This is a genomic window from Castellaniella denitrificans (assembly GCF_042653765.1).
Lineage (GTDB): Bacteria > Pseudomonadota > Gammaproteobacteria > Burkholderiales > Burkholderiaceae_B > Castellaniella > Castellaniella denitrificans.
The window spans coordinates 443,962-458,504 of record NZ_JBHSEZ010000028.1 but is presented as its reverse complement, the minus strand read 5'-3'; the positions used below and the strand labels follow the sequence as shown (position 1 = coordinate 458,504).

Genomic DNA, 14,543 nt, shown 5'->3' with positions numbered 1-14,543 from the left:
ATCAGGCCCTCTTTTTGCGCAGGCGCTGCTTGGCGAGCGGGATCACCAGGGCGACCGTGACCAGCACGGCCGTGACCAGGTTCAGGTCCTGGGCCTTCAGGCCCACGAAATCCGCGTTCAGCGCCAGCGCGATGAAGAAGCGATAGAGCACGGCGCCGACCACCACGGCCAGCGTCGCCACCATCAGGCGGCGGCTGGGCAGGATGGACTCGCCGATGATGACGGCGGCCAGGCCGATGACGATGGTGCCGATGCCCATGGAGATGTCCGCCCCGCCCTGCGACTGGGCGAACAGCGCGCCGGCCAGGCCGACCAGCGCATTGGAAATGCCCATGCCCAGCAGGACCATGTTGTCCGTGCGGATGCCCTGGGCGCGCGCCATGCGCGGGTTCGAGCCGGTCGAGCGCATCGCCAGGCCCACCTGGGTGGCGAAGAACCAGTCCAGCAGCAGCTTGGCGATCACCACCAGCGCCAGCAGGATCAGCGGCCGGGCGACGTAGTCCTCGATGCCGTCCGGCTGCAGCACGGTGAACACGGTGGGATCGGTGATCAGCGGCACGTTGGGCGCGTCCATGACGCGCAGGTTGATCGAATACAGGGCGATCATCATCAGGATGCTCGCCAGCAGGTCCATGATCTTCAGCCGGACGTTGAGCCAGCCCGTCACCATGCCGGCGAAGCCGGCGGCCAGGGTGGCCACGCCGGTCGCCAGGAAGGGATCCGTGCCGTGATGGATCAGGATGGCGGCCGTCGCGCCGCCCAGCGGAAAGCTGCCGTCCACCGTCAGGTCGGGGAAGTTCAGCACGCGGAAGGAAATGAGGACGCCCAGCGCGACCAGGCCGAATATCAGCCCGATCTCGAAGGCGCCCCACATGGAATAGATGGACATGGAATGGAAATCTCTGGATGCGGCCCCGCGCCGGACGCCGCCATGACGATCGGGCCGCCCTCAGGCGGCCCGGGGACGCGCAACGCGCGAAGGGGTTACTTGATGACCTGGGCGGCCGACTTGACCAGGGCGTCGGACAGCGTCACGCCCTGCTTGGCGGCCGCGCCGGGATTGACGTAGAGCTCGACCTTGGAACTGGTTTCGGAGGCGATGGCGCCGGGCTTCTCGCCCTTCAGGATGCGCACCACGAGCTTGCCGGTCTGCACGCCCAGGTCGTGGTAGTTCACGCCCAGGGCGGCGATGGCGCCGCGCTTGACGCTATCGGTGTCGGACGCCACCAGGGGGATCTTGGCGGAATTGCCGACCTTGACCAGGGATTCGTAGGCCGAGACGACGTTGTTGTCGGTGTTGGTGTAGATCACGTCGACCTTGCCCACCAGGCTGCGGGCGGCGGCTCCCACGTCCACGGTGCGGGCGGCGGTGGCTTCCACCAGGCTCATGCCCGATTGCGGCAGCAGTTCGCGCAAGCGCTTCACCACGACCACGGAATTGGCCTCGCCGGGGTTGTAGACCATGCCGACCTTCTTGGCGCCGGGCACGACCTTCTTGATCAGGTCGATCTGCTTTTCCAGGGACAGGGCGTCGGACACGCCGGTGACGTTGGTGCCCGAGGCTTCCCAGCCCGGCACGAGCTGGGCGGCCACCGGATCGGTCACGGCGGAATAGACCACCGGGATGGTCTTGGTGGCGGCGACCACGGCCTGGGCCGACGGCGTGGCGATGGCGACGATCACGTCGGGCTTGTCGCCCACGAACTTGCGGGCGATCTGGGCGGCGATGGCGGTATTGCCCTGGGCCGTCTGGAACTGCCACTTCAGGCCCTTGGCCTCGGTGTAGCCGGCGGAGGCCAGGGCTTCGTGCACGCCGTCCTTCACGGCATCGAGGGCGGGATGCTCGACGATGGAGGTGACCGCCACGGATTGCGCCTGGGCCTGCGCGGCGGCCAGCGCGCCCGCCACGGCGGCGGCGCCGGCAAGCGAGCGAAGGACGGAATGCAGCTTCATGAGGGAACTCCTTTGAATGGGGGACGATGCCGGACCGTGCCCGGATCGGGCAATGCGGCGACCAGTCTACCCGCCGGGATCAATATTTTCTGCAAGGGATATCCCTGCGGCGGCAATTATTGTAGCTTGGACGCGAAATGGCGAGGCGTATGAGGCATCGAATGCCAATAAAGCGTCAAAATAAAGAATCATCGATCAATAAATACCGGAAGCCACATCCCCGCGCCCTCAAAGCCCCGCCCCGTCCGGCGATTGATGCCATGGCGCGAGGACGCGCGCGGACGCGGCTCAGCGGACCTGGCGCTTTTCCAGCTTGCGCGCCAGGGTGCGGCGATGCATGCCCAGCCGGCGGGCCGTCTCCGAGATGTTGAAATTGGTCGCGGCCAGCACTTCGTGGATGCGCTCCCACTCGAGCGTCTTGATCGAGGCCTGGCGCGGCGCCAGGGCGGCCTCGACGTCGCCCTCGGTGCGGGCGAAGGCGCGCTCGATGTCGTCCGTGTTCGAGGGCTTGGCCAGGTAGTGGCAGGCACCGAGCTTGACCGCCTCGACGGCGGTGGCGATGCTGGCGAAGCCGGTGAGCACCACGATCAGCATCCCGGGCCCGTGCGCATGCAACCGCCGCACGCAGGCCAGCCCCGAGGCCTCGCCCTGCAGCTTCAGGTCCACGACGGCGTAGCCGGGCTCATGGCCCTGCGCGAGCAGCGCCTCGACGGATTCCAGGCTGTCGGCGCGCAGCACGCGGTAGCCGCGGCGCTCGAACGAGCGCGCCAGGGAATGCGACAGCGACTCGTCATCCTCGACCACGAGCAGCAGGCGCTGCGCTTCGGCGAGGGGTTCATTCAGCGGGCTCATCGGCATCCTCCGGCGTCAGTGCGGACAAGGGAAAGCGGATCGTGACGCAGGCGCCGCCTTCGGGCAGGTTGCTCGCGCTCAGGGTGCCGCTGAGGGACCGGGCCACCTTGTGCGACAGGAACAGGCCCAGCCCCCTGCCCGGCCGGCCCTTGGTGGACCGGTAGGGCTTGCCCAGCGAGCGCAGGACGTCCTGGACGAAGCCCGGCCCCCGGTCGCGGATTTCGAGCGTGAGCTGGCCGTCTTCAAGGACCGCGGTGAGCTCCTGCAGGGTCGGCGAGGCTTCCAGCGCGTTGTTCAGGACGTTGAACACCATCTGCTGGAGGCCCTGGTCGGCGATCACCGGCGCGTCCGTGTCGATCGTACGGCGGTAGCGCAGGCGGGCCGCCGGGTGGGCCTGCCGCCATTGCGCCACCAGCCCGTCCAGGAAGGCGCTCACGGTGGTGCGCGTCAGAGCCTCGCCGCGCACCTCGCCGGCCGACATCAGGATGCCGCCCAGGATGGTCTTGCAGCGCTGCACCTGGGCCTGCATGTCGCGCACGTCCTGCCGCAGTTCGGGATCGGCGGCCACGGCGGGCGCATGCGCCCAGTCCCCCAGGATCACGTCCAGGGTCGCCAGGGGCGTGCCCAGCTCATGGGCCGCGCCCGAGGCCAGCAGGCCCATGTGGACGATGTGCTCTTCCTCGGAGGCGCGCTGGCGCAGCGCCGCCAGCCGCGCGTCGCGCGTGCGCACGTTGTGGGTGATGCGGGTGATGAAGGCCGCCAGCAGGACGGCGTTCAGGGCGAAACAGACCAGCATGCCCAGCACGAAGGGACTGTCCAGCCCGCCGCCCAAGTCCAGCGGCAGGGTGTAGCCGTGGTGGCGGGTCAGCACCAGCCCGGCGAACGCGGCCGAGGTGACGCCCGCCATCATCCAGGTCGTGCGCCGCCGCAGCAGGACGGCGGCCAGGGCCACCTGCAGCAGGTAAAGGAAAATGAACGGATTGGTGGCGCCGCCGCTCAGGTAGAGCTGGGCGGTCAGGGCCATGACGTCGACGAGCAGCGCCAGGAACAGCTCGATCTGGCTCACGGGCAGGTGCCATTTCAGGCGCAGCTGGCTGAAGAAGTTGTAGACGATCAGCAGGACCACCACCGCCCCCATGTCGGACAGCGGCAGCGCCAGGGAGAACCCGGCCACGGCCACGGCGATGGCCAGCACCTGGCCGAGCACCGCGATCCAGCGCAGCTGGACCAGCAGGCGCAGGTTCTGCCGACCCGCCACGTGCGAGCCGTCCGGAAGCGCCGGCCGGGACGCGCGGCCCGGCCGGCTCACCGGACCTCCCCCCGCGGATCCGTGCCCGCCGCCGCGCGGCGGCGCCATTCCTGGCGCGCGCCGTAGGCCATCGCCGCCGCCGTCATGGCCGCCAGGGCGTACCAGGTGAGCGCGTAGCCGAGGTGCTCGTCGCGGAAACGCACGACCGTCAGGCCGGGCACGGGCCAGCGCGGCGGCTCCGCCTGGAAGGCGTCCTCCGGCGCGGCGGCCCCGCCCTCCGCCGACTGGTCGACGAAATACGGCGCGACGGGCGACAGGCCCAGGGACCGGGCCATGGCGGCCACGTCGCGGGAATACCAGCGGCCCTCGGTCGGCGCGTTGCTCCGCAGGAAGCCGCCGCCCGGCTGCGACAGGCGCAGCAGGCCCTCGATCCGGACCGGGCCGGCCGGCGGGGCTTCGCCCCGGCGGGCGGGATCGCGGTGCGCGGCATCGACGAAGCCGCGATTGATGAAGACATAGCCGCCGCCGTCGCGCCACAGGGGCGTCATGACCCAGAATCCGGCACCCAGGCGGGTATTGGCCTGGACCAGGATCTCGCGGTCCAGCAGGACGCCCCGCAGTTCGACCCGGCGGTATTCGTCACGGTCGGCCCGCAGGCCGGCCCAGGCGCGCGGCCCGGGCGCGGCCACGGGCGGCGCGCGCAGGAAGCCATCGACCCGGGCGATGAGGGCGTGCTTCCAGTGCATCCGGTGGATCTGCCAGGTGCCCAGCGCGACGAAGCCGCCCAGCGCCGCCGCCAGGAGGACGGTCCAGAGGACGAGCCATCCCGTGGGCAGAGGACGTGAGGGGCGTTGGGACACGGTGGGCGGAAGGAAGCGGACCCGGGGGGACGGCGGGCGCGGCCGGCCGGGCGGGACCGCGTCCGCGCGGGATCTACATCGACGGCATGTCGTGCAGGTGCCCCGGCATCATGTTGACGTTCAGATGGTACATCACCCACAGCGACCCCGCCAAAGCGATGGCCACGATGATGACGGTGAAGATCAGCGCCAGCAGGGTCCAGCCGCCTTCGGAGCGGGGGCTCATGTGCAGGAAATACACCATGTGCACGATCATCTGCGCGGCGCCGATCAGCAGGATCGCCAGCGCGGTGGCGCCGGAGCTGGCCAGGACGCCGTCCATGACCAGCCAGAAGGGAATCGCGGTCAGGATCACCGACAGGACGAAGCCGGTCATGTAGCCCCGGAACGTGCCGGGCGCGTGGCCGCCTTCCCCGGTGTGGGCCGCGTCGTGCCCGGGCGTGGTGTGGTGGCCGTTGCTCATGGCAGCACTCCCATCAGGTAGACAAAGGTGAAGACGCCGATCCAGACCACGTCCAGGAAGTGCCAGAACATCGACAGGCACATCAGGCGGCGGCGGTTCTCGGGAATCAGGCCGTGGCGGCCGAGCTGGAACAGCAGCGTGACCAGCCACACGATCCCGAAGGTCACGTGCAGGCCGTGGGTGCCGACCAGCGTGAAGAAGGACGACAGGAAGGCGCTGCGCCACGGGCCGGCGCCCTGTTCGATCAGGTGGTGGAACTCGAACAGCTCCAGTCCCAGAAAGGCCAGCCCGAACAGGCCGGTGACGACCAGCCAGGCCAGCGTCCCGCGCAGCCGGGCGCGCTGCGCTTCCAGCATGGCGAAGCCGTAGGTGATGGACGAGAACAGCAGCATGGCCGTGTTCACCGCCACCAGCTTCAGGTCGAACAGGTCCGCTCCCGTGGGGCCGCCGGCATACGCCCTGCCCTGCACGCCGTACACGGCGAACAGGCAGGCGAAGATGAGGCAGTCGCTCATCAGGTAGATCCAGAAGCCGAGCAGCGTGCCGTTTTCCGGATGATGGGGCTCCCGCACGACGAAGTCGGGAACGGAGGCCGGACCGCCGGCCGCTTGGGGATGCAGGATGTGGGTATCAGACATGGCGGGCCAACTGCAGGGTGCGGGCTTCCTCCGCGCGCGCCACGTCCGCGGCGGCGACGTGGGTGTCGCGGTGGTAGTTGAAGGTGTGGTGGATGGCGGCGGCGATCAGGGCCGCGAAGGACGCGATCACCAGCGCCCACATGTGCCAGATCAGGGCGAAGCCGAGGACCGAGCTCAGCGCTGCCAGCGTGAAGCCGGCGGCGGTGTTCTTCGGCATGTGGATGTCGACGAAGCCGCTTTCGGGCCGGCGGTAGCCCGCCTGCTTCATGTGCCACCAGGCGTCGCGCTCATGGACGCGCGGCGTGAAGGCGAAGTTGTAGTCCGGCGGCGGCGACGAGGTGGACCATTCCAGCGTGCGGCCGTCCCAGGGGTCGCCCGTGACGTCGCGCAGCGCCTCGCGGTCGCGCCAGCTGACGTAGATCTGCACCAGGAAGAAGGCGATGCCCAGCGCGATCAGGAAGGCGCCAACCGCGGCGACCTGGAACCAGATCTGCAGCGAGGGATCCTCGAAGTGGCTCAGGCGGCGGGTGACGCCCATCAGGCCCAGGATGTAGAGCGGCATGAAGGCGACCCAGAAGCCCACCACCCAGCACCAGAACGAGCACTTGCCCCAGAACACGTTCAGGCGGAAGCCGAAGGCCTTCGGGAACCAGTAGTTGATCGCGGCGAACACGCCGAACACCACCCCGCCGATGATGACGTTGTGGAAGTGGGCGATCAGGAACAGGCTGTTGTGCAGCACGAAGTCGGCCGGCGGCACGGCCAGCAGCACGCCCGTCATGCCGCCGATCACGAAGGTGATCATGAAGGCCACCGTCCACATCATCGGCAGCTCGAAGCGGATGCGGCCCCGGTACATGGTGAACAGCCAGTTGAAGATCTTCGCCCCCGTGGGGATCGAGATGATCATCGTCGTGATGCCGAAGAAGGAATTGACGCTGGCGCCCGACCCCATGGTGAAGAAGTGGTGCAGCCAGACCAGGTAGGACAGCACCGTGATCACGATGGTCGCGTACACCATGGAGGTGTAGCCGAACAGGCGCTTGCCGCAGTACGTGGAGGTGATCTCGGAGAACGCGCCGAACAGCGGCAGGATCAGGATGTAGACCTCGGGATGGCCCCAGATCCAGATCAGGTTCACGTACATCATCGGGTTGCCGCCCAGGTCGTTGGTGAAGAACTGGGTGCCCAGGTAGCGGTCCATGCCCAGCAGCGCCAGCGTGGCCGTCAGCACCGGGAAGGTGATGATGATCAGGATGTTGGTGCACAGCGCGGTCCAGGTGAAGACCGGCATCTTCATGAGCTTCATGCCCGGCGCGCGCATCTTGATGATGGTGACCGCCAGATTGATCCCCGACAGCAGCGTGCCCACCCCGGCGACCTGCAGGGCCCAGATGTAGTAATCCACCCCCACGTCGGGGCTGAAGTCCAGGCCCGAGAGCGGCGGATAGGCCAGCCAGCCGGTGCGGGCGAATTCGCCCACGAACAGCGACATCATCACCAGGACGGCGCCGCCGGTGGTCATCCAGAAGCTGAAGTTGTTCAGGAACGGAAAGGCCACGTCGCGCGCGCCGATCTGCAGCGGCACGACGTAGTTCATCAGGCCGGTGATGAACGGCATGGCCACGAAGAAGATCATGATCACGCCGTGCGCGGTGAAGATCTGGTCGTAGTGGTGCGGCGGCAGGTAGCCCAGCGCATCGCCGAAGGACATCGCCTGCTGCAGGCGCATCATGGCCGCGTCGGCGAAGCCGCGCAGCAGCATCACCACGCCCAGCGCCATGTACATGATGCCGATCTTCTTGTGGTCGATGCTGACGATCCAGTCGCGCCACAGGGGACCCCAGAGGCGGTAGCGCGTCATCAGGGCCAGGACGGCCAGTCCGATCACGGCCACGCCGGCGAAGGTGGCCACCAGGATCGGCTCGTGGTAGGGGATGGCTTCCAGGCTGAGCCGGCCCAGGATCCAGGTTCGCAAATCCATCTTTACTTCTCCATAGGCTGCATGAGATCGCTCATGCAGGTCGAACCGGGCCGCACGCAGCGATTCAGGATCAGGCGGTACAGGTCGGGATCGACGGCCGCCCAGCGGCGCACCGGATCGTTCTCGCTGGGCCGCTCCAGAGCCAGGTACCCGGCGCGGTCCAGGGTCCCGCCGGCGGCGCGGTTCTTTTCCACCCAGGCGTCGAAACCGGCCTGGTCCAGGCCGTGGAAGCGAAAATGCATGCCGGAAAAGCCCGCGCCGCTGTAGTTCGCGGACATGCCCTCATAGTTCCCGGGGGCGTTGATCACCGCGTGCAGCGTGGTCTGCATGCCCGGCATGGCGTAGATCTGGCCGGCCAGGGCGGGGATGAAGAAGGAATTCATCACCGAGGAGGCCGTGATCTTGAAGCGGATCGGCCGGTCCACCGGCGCCGCCAGTTCGTTCACGGTGGCGAAGCCGTATTCCGGGTAGATGAACAGCCATTTCCAGTCCAGGGCGACGACCTCGACGGTGAGCGGCTCGACGTGGGCGGCCAGGGGCTTGTCCGCCGAGATCCGGCTCAGCGGACGGTAGGGATCGAGCAGGTGGGTGCTGACCCAGGTGACGCTGCCCAGCGCGATGATGATCATCAGCGGCACCGACCAGATCACCAGTTCCAGGCGGGTGGAATGATCCCAGTCGGGGTCGTGGCGCGCCTTGCGGTTGGCCGCCCGGTAGCGCCAGGCGAACAGGATCGTGGCGACGATCACCGGCAGGATGACGATCAGCATCAGCCCGGTCGCCGTGTAGATCAGGTTGCGCTGCTGCAGGGCCACGTCGCCCGCCGGGTTCAGCAGCACGGCGTCGCAGCCGCCCAGCAGCAGGGCCGGGCCGGCGCCCAGCAGTATTTTCAGAATCTTGTCGTGCCTCATTGCCTTGGATGCCGATTTCACGCGAAGGCCGATACTATAGATTTGAAATGTCGAGGTGGAAATTGGACATTTTGACTCATGCCCCTTCGGTCCGCAGGGTTACTGCGGGTAATGTCCAATGGCGGGCCGTGCCGCCGGCGTGGGATTCTATGCGCGAGGCCGCCTGCGCGCGGCGGCCCGCACCGCAGACCAGGAGGACCCGATGACGACAGATATCCTCAGCACCCGCTTGCCCGGACCGCGCGCCCGGGAAGACGACCAGGCCAGGGCCGCCCGCCACGCCGAGGGCCACCCTTCCGTATCCCCGGGCGACATCGCCGTCGGCGTGATCATCGGCCGCACGTCGGAATACTTCGATTTCTTCACCTACGGGATCGCGTCGGTGATCGTGTTCCCCCAGGTGTTCTTTCCGTTCGCGGATCCCCTCGCCGGCACGCTGTACGCCTTTGCGATCTTCGCCCTGGCCTTCATCGCCCGGCCCTTCGGCACGACGCTCTTCATGCACGTGCAGAAGCACTGGGGCCGGGGCGTGAAGCTGACGGCGGCGCTGTTCCTGCTGGGCACGGCCACGGCGGGCATCGCCTTCCTGCCCGTCCACGAGACCCTGGGCGCGCCCGCCATCGTCCTGTTGGCGCTCTTCCGCTGCCTGCAGGGCATCGCCTGGGGCGGTTCCTGGGACGGCCTGCCCTCGCTGCTGGCCCTGAACGCGCCCGCCCGGCGCCGCGGCTGGTACGCCATGCTCGGGCAGTTGTCGGCGCCCATCGGCTTTTTCGTGGCCGGCGCCCTCTTCCTCTACCTGCACGCCCGCCTGGATCCGGCCGACTTCAACGGCTGGGGCTGGCGCTTCCCGTTCTTCGTGGCCTTCGCCATCAACGTCGTCGGCCTGTTCGCCCGCCTGCGGCTCGTGATGGACAATGAATTCTCGCGCCTGCTGGAAGAACGCGAGCTGCGCCCGATCGGCACGCTGGAGATGGTCCGCACCCAGGGCCGGCACATCGTCACCGGCGCCTTCGCCTCGCTGGCGAGCTATGCCCTGTTCCACCTGGTCACGCTGTTCCCGCTGTCCTGGCTCGTCCTGCGGCACCAGCGGACCGTATCCCAGGTGCTGTCGGTCGAGCTCGCGGGCGCCGCGGTCGCCCTGGCGGCCATGCTGTGTTCCGGATACCTGGCCAACCGCATCGGCCGGCGCCACACGCTGGGCCTCGTCGCCGTGCTGATCGGCGCCTTCGCCCTCGCCTCGCCCTGGCTGCTGGGCGGCGGCGCGGTGCATCAGGACGCCTTCATCCTGATCGGCTTCGCCCTGCTGGGCCTGTCCTACGGCCAGTCGTCGGGCACCGCGACCGCCAATTTCCTGCCGGCGTGCCGCTACACGGGCGCCGCGCTGACCGCCGACCTGGCCTGGCTGGTGGGCGCGGCCTTCGCGCCGCTGGTCGCGCTGGGCGTCTCGGACCGCTACGGCCTGGGCGGGATCAGCCTGTACCTGCTGTCGGGCGCGGCCTGCACCCTGGCGGCCCTGGCCGCGAACCGCTCGGCCCGCCGCGCCGCCGCCTGAGGCCGGCCCGAGTCCCCGCGCGGCTTGCAAGCCGCGCGGTGGACGCAAGCCGAAGGTTGCGGGGGGGGGCCGTCTTCAAGATGCCCGGTCGGCGTCGGCGGCGCGCACCGCCCGCATGAACGCCTGGATGCGCGCTGGGTCCTTGATCCCGGGCGCCGATTCCACTCCGCTGCTGACGTCCACGGCGAACGGCGCCAGGGCGGCGATCTGCGCGCCGACCGTTTCGGCCTTCAGGCCGCCCGACAGGATCAGGGCCGGCATGCCCTCGCCCCGGGGGACGTCGGCCAGCAGCGCGGTGTCGAAGCCGCTGCCGCTGCCGCCATAGCCCGTGCTGTAGCTGTCGAACAGCCAGCCGGCCGCCCGGCCGTGGGCCTCGCAGGCCCGGGCCAGCCCGGCCGCCGTGTCCATGCCGGGCGACCCGGCCCGGAAGGCCTTCACGTGGCGCACGCCGAAGCCGGCGCAGAAATCGGGCGATTCCTCGCCGTGGAATTGCAGCAGGTCGGGACGCACGGCCTCGATCACCTGGCTCACCGTCCGGGCGTCGGGATTGACGAACAGGGCCGTGACGCCGACGAAGGCCGGCACCCGGGCGCGCAGCGCGGCGGCCCGATCCGGCGTCAGGCAGCGGCGGCTGGGCGGATAGAAGACCAGGCCGACGGCGTCGGCGCCGGCCGCCACGGCCGCGTCCAGGTCCTGCGGACGGGTCAGCCCGCAGATCTTGACGCGCGTGCGCCGAAATCCGGGGACGCCTTCCGCCGGCCCGGCGGACGATGCGGCCGGCGCGCTCATTGGAACGCCGCCCCGGCGTCGCCCGCGCCGTAGCCGTCCTGACCGTAGGCGCTGTCCTGGCCGAAGGTGACGCTGGCCGGATCGACGGTGGGCGCGTCGCTCTTGTAGTGGGTCACCAGGCCGGGGAAGGCCAGCACCGCCACCACCATCAGGATCTGGATGACGATGAAGGGAATCGAGCCCCAGTAGATCTGGGCCGTGGTGACCTTCGGGATCAGCTTGCCGGTGACGCGGTCGTGGTAGTCCTCCTTGGGCGCCACGGAGCGCAGGTAGAACAGCGCGAAGCCGAACGGCGGATGCACGAAGGAAGTCTGCATGTTCACCGCCAGCAGCACGCCGAACCAGATCAGGTCGATGCCCATCTTGTCGGCCACCGGCCCCAGCAGCGGCACGATGATGAAGGCCAGTTCGAAGAAGTCCAGGAAGAAGGCCAGGAAGAAGGTCATCACGCTGACCACGACCAGGAAGCCGAGCTCGCCGCCGGGCACGTGCAGCAGCAGTTGTTCGACCCAGAGGTCGCCGTTGATGCCCCGGAAGCTGAGGCTGAAGATGGTCGAGCCCACCAGGATGAACACCACGAAGCAGGACAGCCGGGCCGTGCTTTCCATGGCCTGGCGCAGCTGCTTCATGGAAAAGCGGCCGCGCGACACCGCCATGATCAGCGCGCCGATGGCGCCCATCGCGCCGCCTTCCGTGGGCGTGGCCACGCCGATGAAGATGGTGCCCAGCACCAGGAAGATCAGCGCCAGCGGCGGGATCATCACGAACACGACCCGCTCGGCCAGGGACGACAGCAACTTCAGGCGCAGGAAGCGGTTGGCCAGGGCCATCGCCAGGGCGGCCGCGCCCCAGATCAGCAGGACGATGACGACGCGCTCGTCCACCGGCACGTCGGTATGGGCTCGGAAGTAGTAGTCCGAGCCCCAGTAGGCGGCCGCGGCCGCGATCAGGGTCAGGAACGCCAGGGACCGCAGGCCGCGCCGGCCGCGCGCGTCGACGAAGCCGCGCGCCTCCGGCGGCAGGGCCGGCACGTGGCCGGGCCGCACGATGGCCACCAGGAAGATGTACGCCATGTAGGCCCCGGCCAGCAGCAGGCCGGGCAGCATGGCGCCCCGGTACATGTCGCCGATGGAACGCCCGAGCTGGTCGGCCAGGATGATCAGCACCAGCGAGGGCGGGATGATCTGCGACAGGGTGCCGGACGCGGCGATGACGCCGGAGGCCAGGCGCCGATCGTAGCCGTAGCGCAGCATGATGGGCAGCGAGATCAGCCCCATGGAAATGACCGAGGCTGACACCACGCCGGTGGTCGCCGCCAGCAGCGCGCCGACGAACACCACCGCGATCGCCAGCCCGCCGCGCAGCGGGCCGAAGAGCTGGCCGACCGTATCGAGCAGGTCCTCGGCCATGCCGGAGCGCTCCAGGATCAGCCCCATGAAGGTGAAGAAGGGCACGGCCAGCAGCGTGTCGTTGCCGACGATGCCGAACACCCGCTGGGGCAGCGCCTGGAACAGCAGCGGGCTCATCAGGTTCAGGTCGATGGCCACCAGGCCATAGAGCACGCCCGTGGCGGCCAGCGAGAAGGCGACCGGGAAGCCCAGCAGCAGGAACACGATCAGGTTGAAGAACATGATCGGCGCGAGATTGTCGACGAGGAATTCCATGCTCAGCGTCCCTGTTCTTGTTGTTGTTCGAGGCCGGCCTGCCGCTGGGCCGCCAGGATGTCTTCCACCAGGGCTTCCTCGTCGCTCTTGCCGCTGGAGACCTGCATCGGATTGGGGCACCGGCCCCGCAGGAAGCCGATGCACTTGACCAGGTGCGAGAGCCCCGCCAGGATCAGCAGGGCGAAGCCGACCGGGATCAGGAGCTTGGCCGGCCAGCGGATCAGGCCTTCGGTGTTCGAGGACAGCTCATGGGTGATCCACGATTCCCAGAAGAACGGGATCGACAGCCAGAACACCAGGCAGGCCGCCGGCAGCAGGAAGAACAGCACGCCGAAGATCTCGATCCCGACCTGGACGCGCTCGGGCAGCTTCTGCGACAGGACGTCCACCCGGACGTGCTCGTTGCGCAGGAAGGTATAGCCCGCCGCCAGCAGGAAGATGGCCCCGAACAGGTACCACTGCAATTCCAGCCAGGCGTTGGACCCGAGGCTGAACAGCTTGCGCGCCACGGCGTTGCCGGCGCTGACCACGGCCACCACCAGCACCAGCCAGGTCACGGCCCGGCCGACGACCGTGTTCAGCGCGTCGATCCACCGGGAGATCGTCAGGAGAGGTTTCATCGTGCTTCCATGAAACGGGAAACGGAACGACGCGGGCTTGCCCCGTTCGCAATCAAATCGCTCAATTCTATACGAAGCTTCAGGCGGGCCGCCTCGGGATGAGGCGGGACATAGGGCAGTCCCCTACGGACTGCCCCATGCCAGACGAATCGGAGCGGCATCCAGCATCCCCAGGTGATGGCGCAGGGCCTCCCGGGCCGTGCGCTGCGGCAGGTCCGCATCCGGATAATCGGCGTGCGCCAGGTACAGGCCGTCGGGCATGAAGGTGGGCGCGGCCCGCCGCCGGTCGCGCTCGCGCAGCAGCTCGGCCGCCCATTCGGGCGGGCGCCGGCCCCGCCCCACCATCACCAGCACGCCCATCAGGTTGCGCACCATGTGGTGCAGGAAGGCGTTGGCGCGGAATTCGAAGACCAGGAAATCCCCGCCGCGATGGATCTCCAGCGCCTGCAGGGTACGCACCGGGCTGGCCGCCTGGCACTCGGACGAGCGGAAGGCGCTGAAATCGTGCTCGCCCACCAGCAGGGCGGCGGCGGCGCGCATGGCGCCGTCGTCGAGCCGGTCGTGCACCCAGCCGGTCCGCCCGTGCAGGATGGGGGAACGCACCGGAGCGCTGCGCAGCACGTAGAAATAGGTGCGGGCGCGGGCGTCGAAGCGGGCGTGGAAATCGTCGGGGACGGCGCGGGCCCACTGCACGGCCAGGGTATCCGGCAGCAGGGCGTTCAGCCCCCGCACCCAGGACTCGTCGCGCCGGACGGCGCCGGTGTCCAGGTGCACGACCTGCTGCAGCGCATGCACGCCGGCGTCGGTGCGGCCGGCGCAGACGGTGGCCACGGCGGGCGTCGCCAGGAAGCGGCGCAACGCCGATTCCAGGACGTCCTGCAGGGTCCGGCCGCCGGGCTGGGTCTGCCAGCCTTGCCAGCCCCGGCCGTCGTAGCTCAGCCCGAGCGCGATGCGTCCCATGAGGATCGGTTTCCGATGCGAGTGTCGATGCGGCGGCGCGGACGGAGG

14 protein-coding genes are annotated in these 14,543 nt (G+C 68.9%); 1 reads left to right on the top strand and 13 read right to left on the bottom strand.

Going from position 1 to position 14,543, the window contains the following annotated elements; all coding sequences use genetic code 11:
• Position 1: 1 nt before the first annotated feature.
• From ACFO27_RS14230 to cyoA, 9 genes are all read right to left on the bottom strand, one after another.
• Positions 2–889 carry an ABC transporter permease gene (locus ACFO27_RS14230; protein WP_376817915.1) on the bottom strand — a complete coding sequence of 296 codons (888 nt, stop codon included), beginning with the start codon at positions 887–889 and terminating at the stop codon, positions 2–4.
• 95 nt (positions 890–984) lie between these two features.
• The gene (locus tag ACFO27_RS14225; protein ID WP_376817914.1) at positions 985–1,953 is read right to left on the bottom strand and encodes an ABC transporter substrate-binding protein; all 969 of its coding nucleotides are present in this window, start codon (positions 1,951–1,953) and stop codon (positions 985–987) included.
• A gap of 288 nt (positions 1,954–2,241) precedes the next feature.
• On the bottom strand, positions 2,242–2,805 hold the full coding sequence (locus ACFO27_RS14220) for a response regulator transcription factor (RefSeq protein WP_376817913.1): 564 nt from the start codon (positions 2,803–2,805) through the stop codon (positions 2,242–2,244).
• Complete coding sequence (locus ACFO27_RS14215) at positions 2,789–4,063, bottom strand: ATP-binding protein (protein WP_376817912.1); 1,275 nt, start codon at positions 4,061–4,063, stop codon at positions 2,789–2,791. Before ACFO27_RS14215 ends, ACFO27_RS14220 begins: the two co-directional genes overlap by 17 nt.
• Before the next feature lie 47 nt (positions 4,064–4,110).
• The gene (locus ACFO27_RS14210; RefSeq protein ID WP_376817911.1) at positions 4,111–4,914 is read right to left on the bottom strand and encodes an SURF1 family protein; all 804 of its coding nucleotides are present in this window, start codon (positions 4,912–4,914) and stop codon (positions 4,111–4,113) included.
• A gap of 73 nt (positions 4,915–4,987) precedes the next feature.
• A complete protein-coding gene (gene cyoD / locus ACFO27_RS14205) occupies positions 4,988–5,377 on the bottom strand; it encodes a cytochrome o ubiquinol oxidase subunit IV (RefSeq protein ID WP_376817910.1) in 390 nt (129 codons plus the stop codon).
• Positions 5,374–6,015, bottom strand: a complete 642-nt coding sequence (cyoC, locus tag ACFO27_RS14200; RefSeq protein ID WP_376817909.1) for a cytochrome o ubiquinol oxidase subunit III — start codon at positions 6,013–6,015, stop codon at positions 5,374–5,376. Before cyoC ends, cyoD begins: the two co-directional genes overlap by 4 nt.
• Complete coding sequence (gene cyoB, locus ACFO27_RS14195) at positions 6,008–7,999, bottom strand: cytochrome o ubiquinol oxidase subunit I (protein WP_376817908.1); 1,992 nt, start codon at positions 7,997–7,999, stop codon at positions 6,008–6,010. Before cyoB ends, cyoC begins: the two co-directional genes overlap by 8 nt.
• Positions 8,000–8,001: 2 nt before the next feature.
• The gene (gene cyoA / locus ACFO27_RS14190) at positions 8,002–8,910 is read right to left on the bottom strand and encodes a ubiquinol oxidase subunit II (protein ID WP_376817907.1); all 909 of its coding nucleotides are present in this window, start codon (positions 8,908–8,910) and stop codon (positions 8,002–8,004) included.
• A gap of 202 nt (positions 8,911–9,112) precedes the next feature.
• Here cyoA and ACFO27_RS14185 point away from each other — a divergent pair, with 202 nt between their 5' ends.
• On the top strand, positions 9,113–10,462 hold the full coding sequence (locus ACFO27_RS14185; protein ID WP_376817906.1) for an MFS transporter: 1,350 nt from the start codon (positions 9,113–9,115) through the stop codon (positions 10,460–10,462).
• Positions 10,463–10,537: 75 nt separating this feature from the next.
• On the opposite strand, the gene ACFO27_RS14180 is transcribed toward ACFO27_RS14185, so the two are convergent.
• The 4 genes from ACFO27_RS14180 to truA form a co-directional block, all read right to left on the bottom strand.
• Complete coding sequence (locus ACFO27_RS14180) at positions 10,538–11,251, bottom strand: phosphoribosylanthranilate isomerase (protein WP_376817905.1); 714 nt, start codon at positions 11,249–11,251, stop codon at positions 10,538–10,540.
• Positions 11,248–12,915, bottom strand: coding sequence for a TRAP transporter large permease (locus ACFO27_RS14175; protein WP_376817904.1), 1,668 nt, complete (start codon positions 12,913–12,915; stop codon positions 11,248–11,250). The genes ACFO27_RS14180 and ACFO27_RS14175 overlap by 4 nt, the downstream gene beginning before the upstream one ends.
• Positions 12,916–12,917: 2 nt before the next feature.
• Positions 12,918–13,535 (bottom strand): TRAP transporter small permease subunit, encoded by a 618-nt coding sequence (locus tag ACFO27_RS14170; protein WP_376817903.1) that lies wholly within the window; start codon positions 13,533–13,535, stop codon positions 12,918–12,920.
• Between the two features lie 123 nt (positions 13,536–13,658).
• Positions 13,659–14,495, bottom strand: a complete 837-nt coding sequence (truA, locus tag ACFO27_RS14165) for a tRNA pseudouridine(38-40) synthase TruA (RefSeq protein ID WP_376817902.1) — start codon at positions 14,493–14,495, stop codon at positions 13,659–13,661.
• Positions 14,496–14,543 lie beyond the last annotated feature (48 nt).

Bases quoted from the DNA above. Each gene is read 5' to 3' on its own strand.
- ACFO27_RS14220 (WP_376817913.1), bottom strand. From the start codon at position 2,805: ATGAGCCCGCTGAATGAACCCCTCGCCGAAGCGCAGCGCCTGCTGCTC.
- ACFO27_RS14185 (WP_376817906.1), top strand. From the start codon at position 9,113: ATGACGACAGATATCCTCAGCACCCGCTTGCCCGGACCGCGCGCCCGG.
- ACFO27_RS14175 (WP_376817904.1), bottom strand. From the start codon at position 12,915: ATGGAATTCCTCGTCGACAATCTCGCGCCGATCATGTTCTTCAACCTG.
- ACFO27_RS14180 (WP_376817905.1), bottom strand. From the start codon at position 11,251: ATGAGCGCGCCGGCCGCATCGTCCGCCGGGCCGGCGGAAGGCGTCCCC.
- ACFO27_RS14170 (WP_376817903.1), bottom strand. From the start codon at position 13,535: ATGAAACCTCTCCTGACGATCTCCCGGTGGATCGACGCGCTGAACACG.
- cyoB (WP_376817908.1), bottom strand. From the start codon at position 7,999: ATGGATTTGCGAACCTGGATCCTGGGCCGGCTCAGCCTGGAAGCCATC.
- ACFO27_RS14230 (WP_376817915.1), bottom strand. From the start codon at position 889: ATGTCCATCTATTCCATGTGGGGCGCCTTCGAGATCGGGCTGATATTC.
- cyoC (WP_376817909.1), bottom strand. From the start codon at position 6,015: ATGTCTGATACCCACATCCTGCATCCCCAAGCGGCCGGCGGTCCGGCC.
- ACFO27_RS14225 (WP_376817914.1), bottom strand. From the start codon at position 1,953: ATGAAGCTGCATTCCGTCCTTCGCTCGCTTGCCGGCGCCGCCGCCGTG.
- cyoA (WP_376817907.1), bottom strand. From the start codon at position 8,910: ATGAGGCACGACAAGATTCTGAAAATACTGCTGGGCGCCGGCCCGGCC.
- truA (WP_376817902.1), bottom strand. From the start codon at position 14,495: ATGGGACGCATCGCGCTCGGGCTGAGCTACGACGGCCGGGGCTGGCAA.
- cyoD (WP_376817910.1), bottom strand. From the start codon at position 5,377: ATGAGCAACGGCCACCACACCACGCCCGGGCACGACGCGGCCCACACC.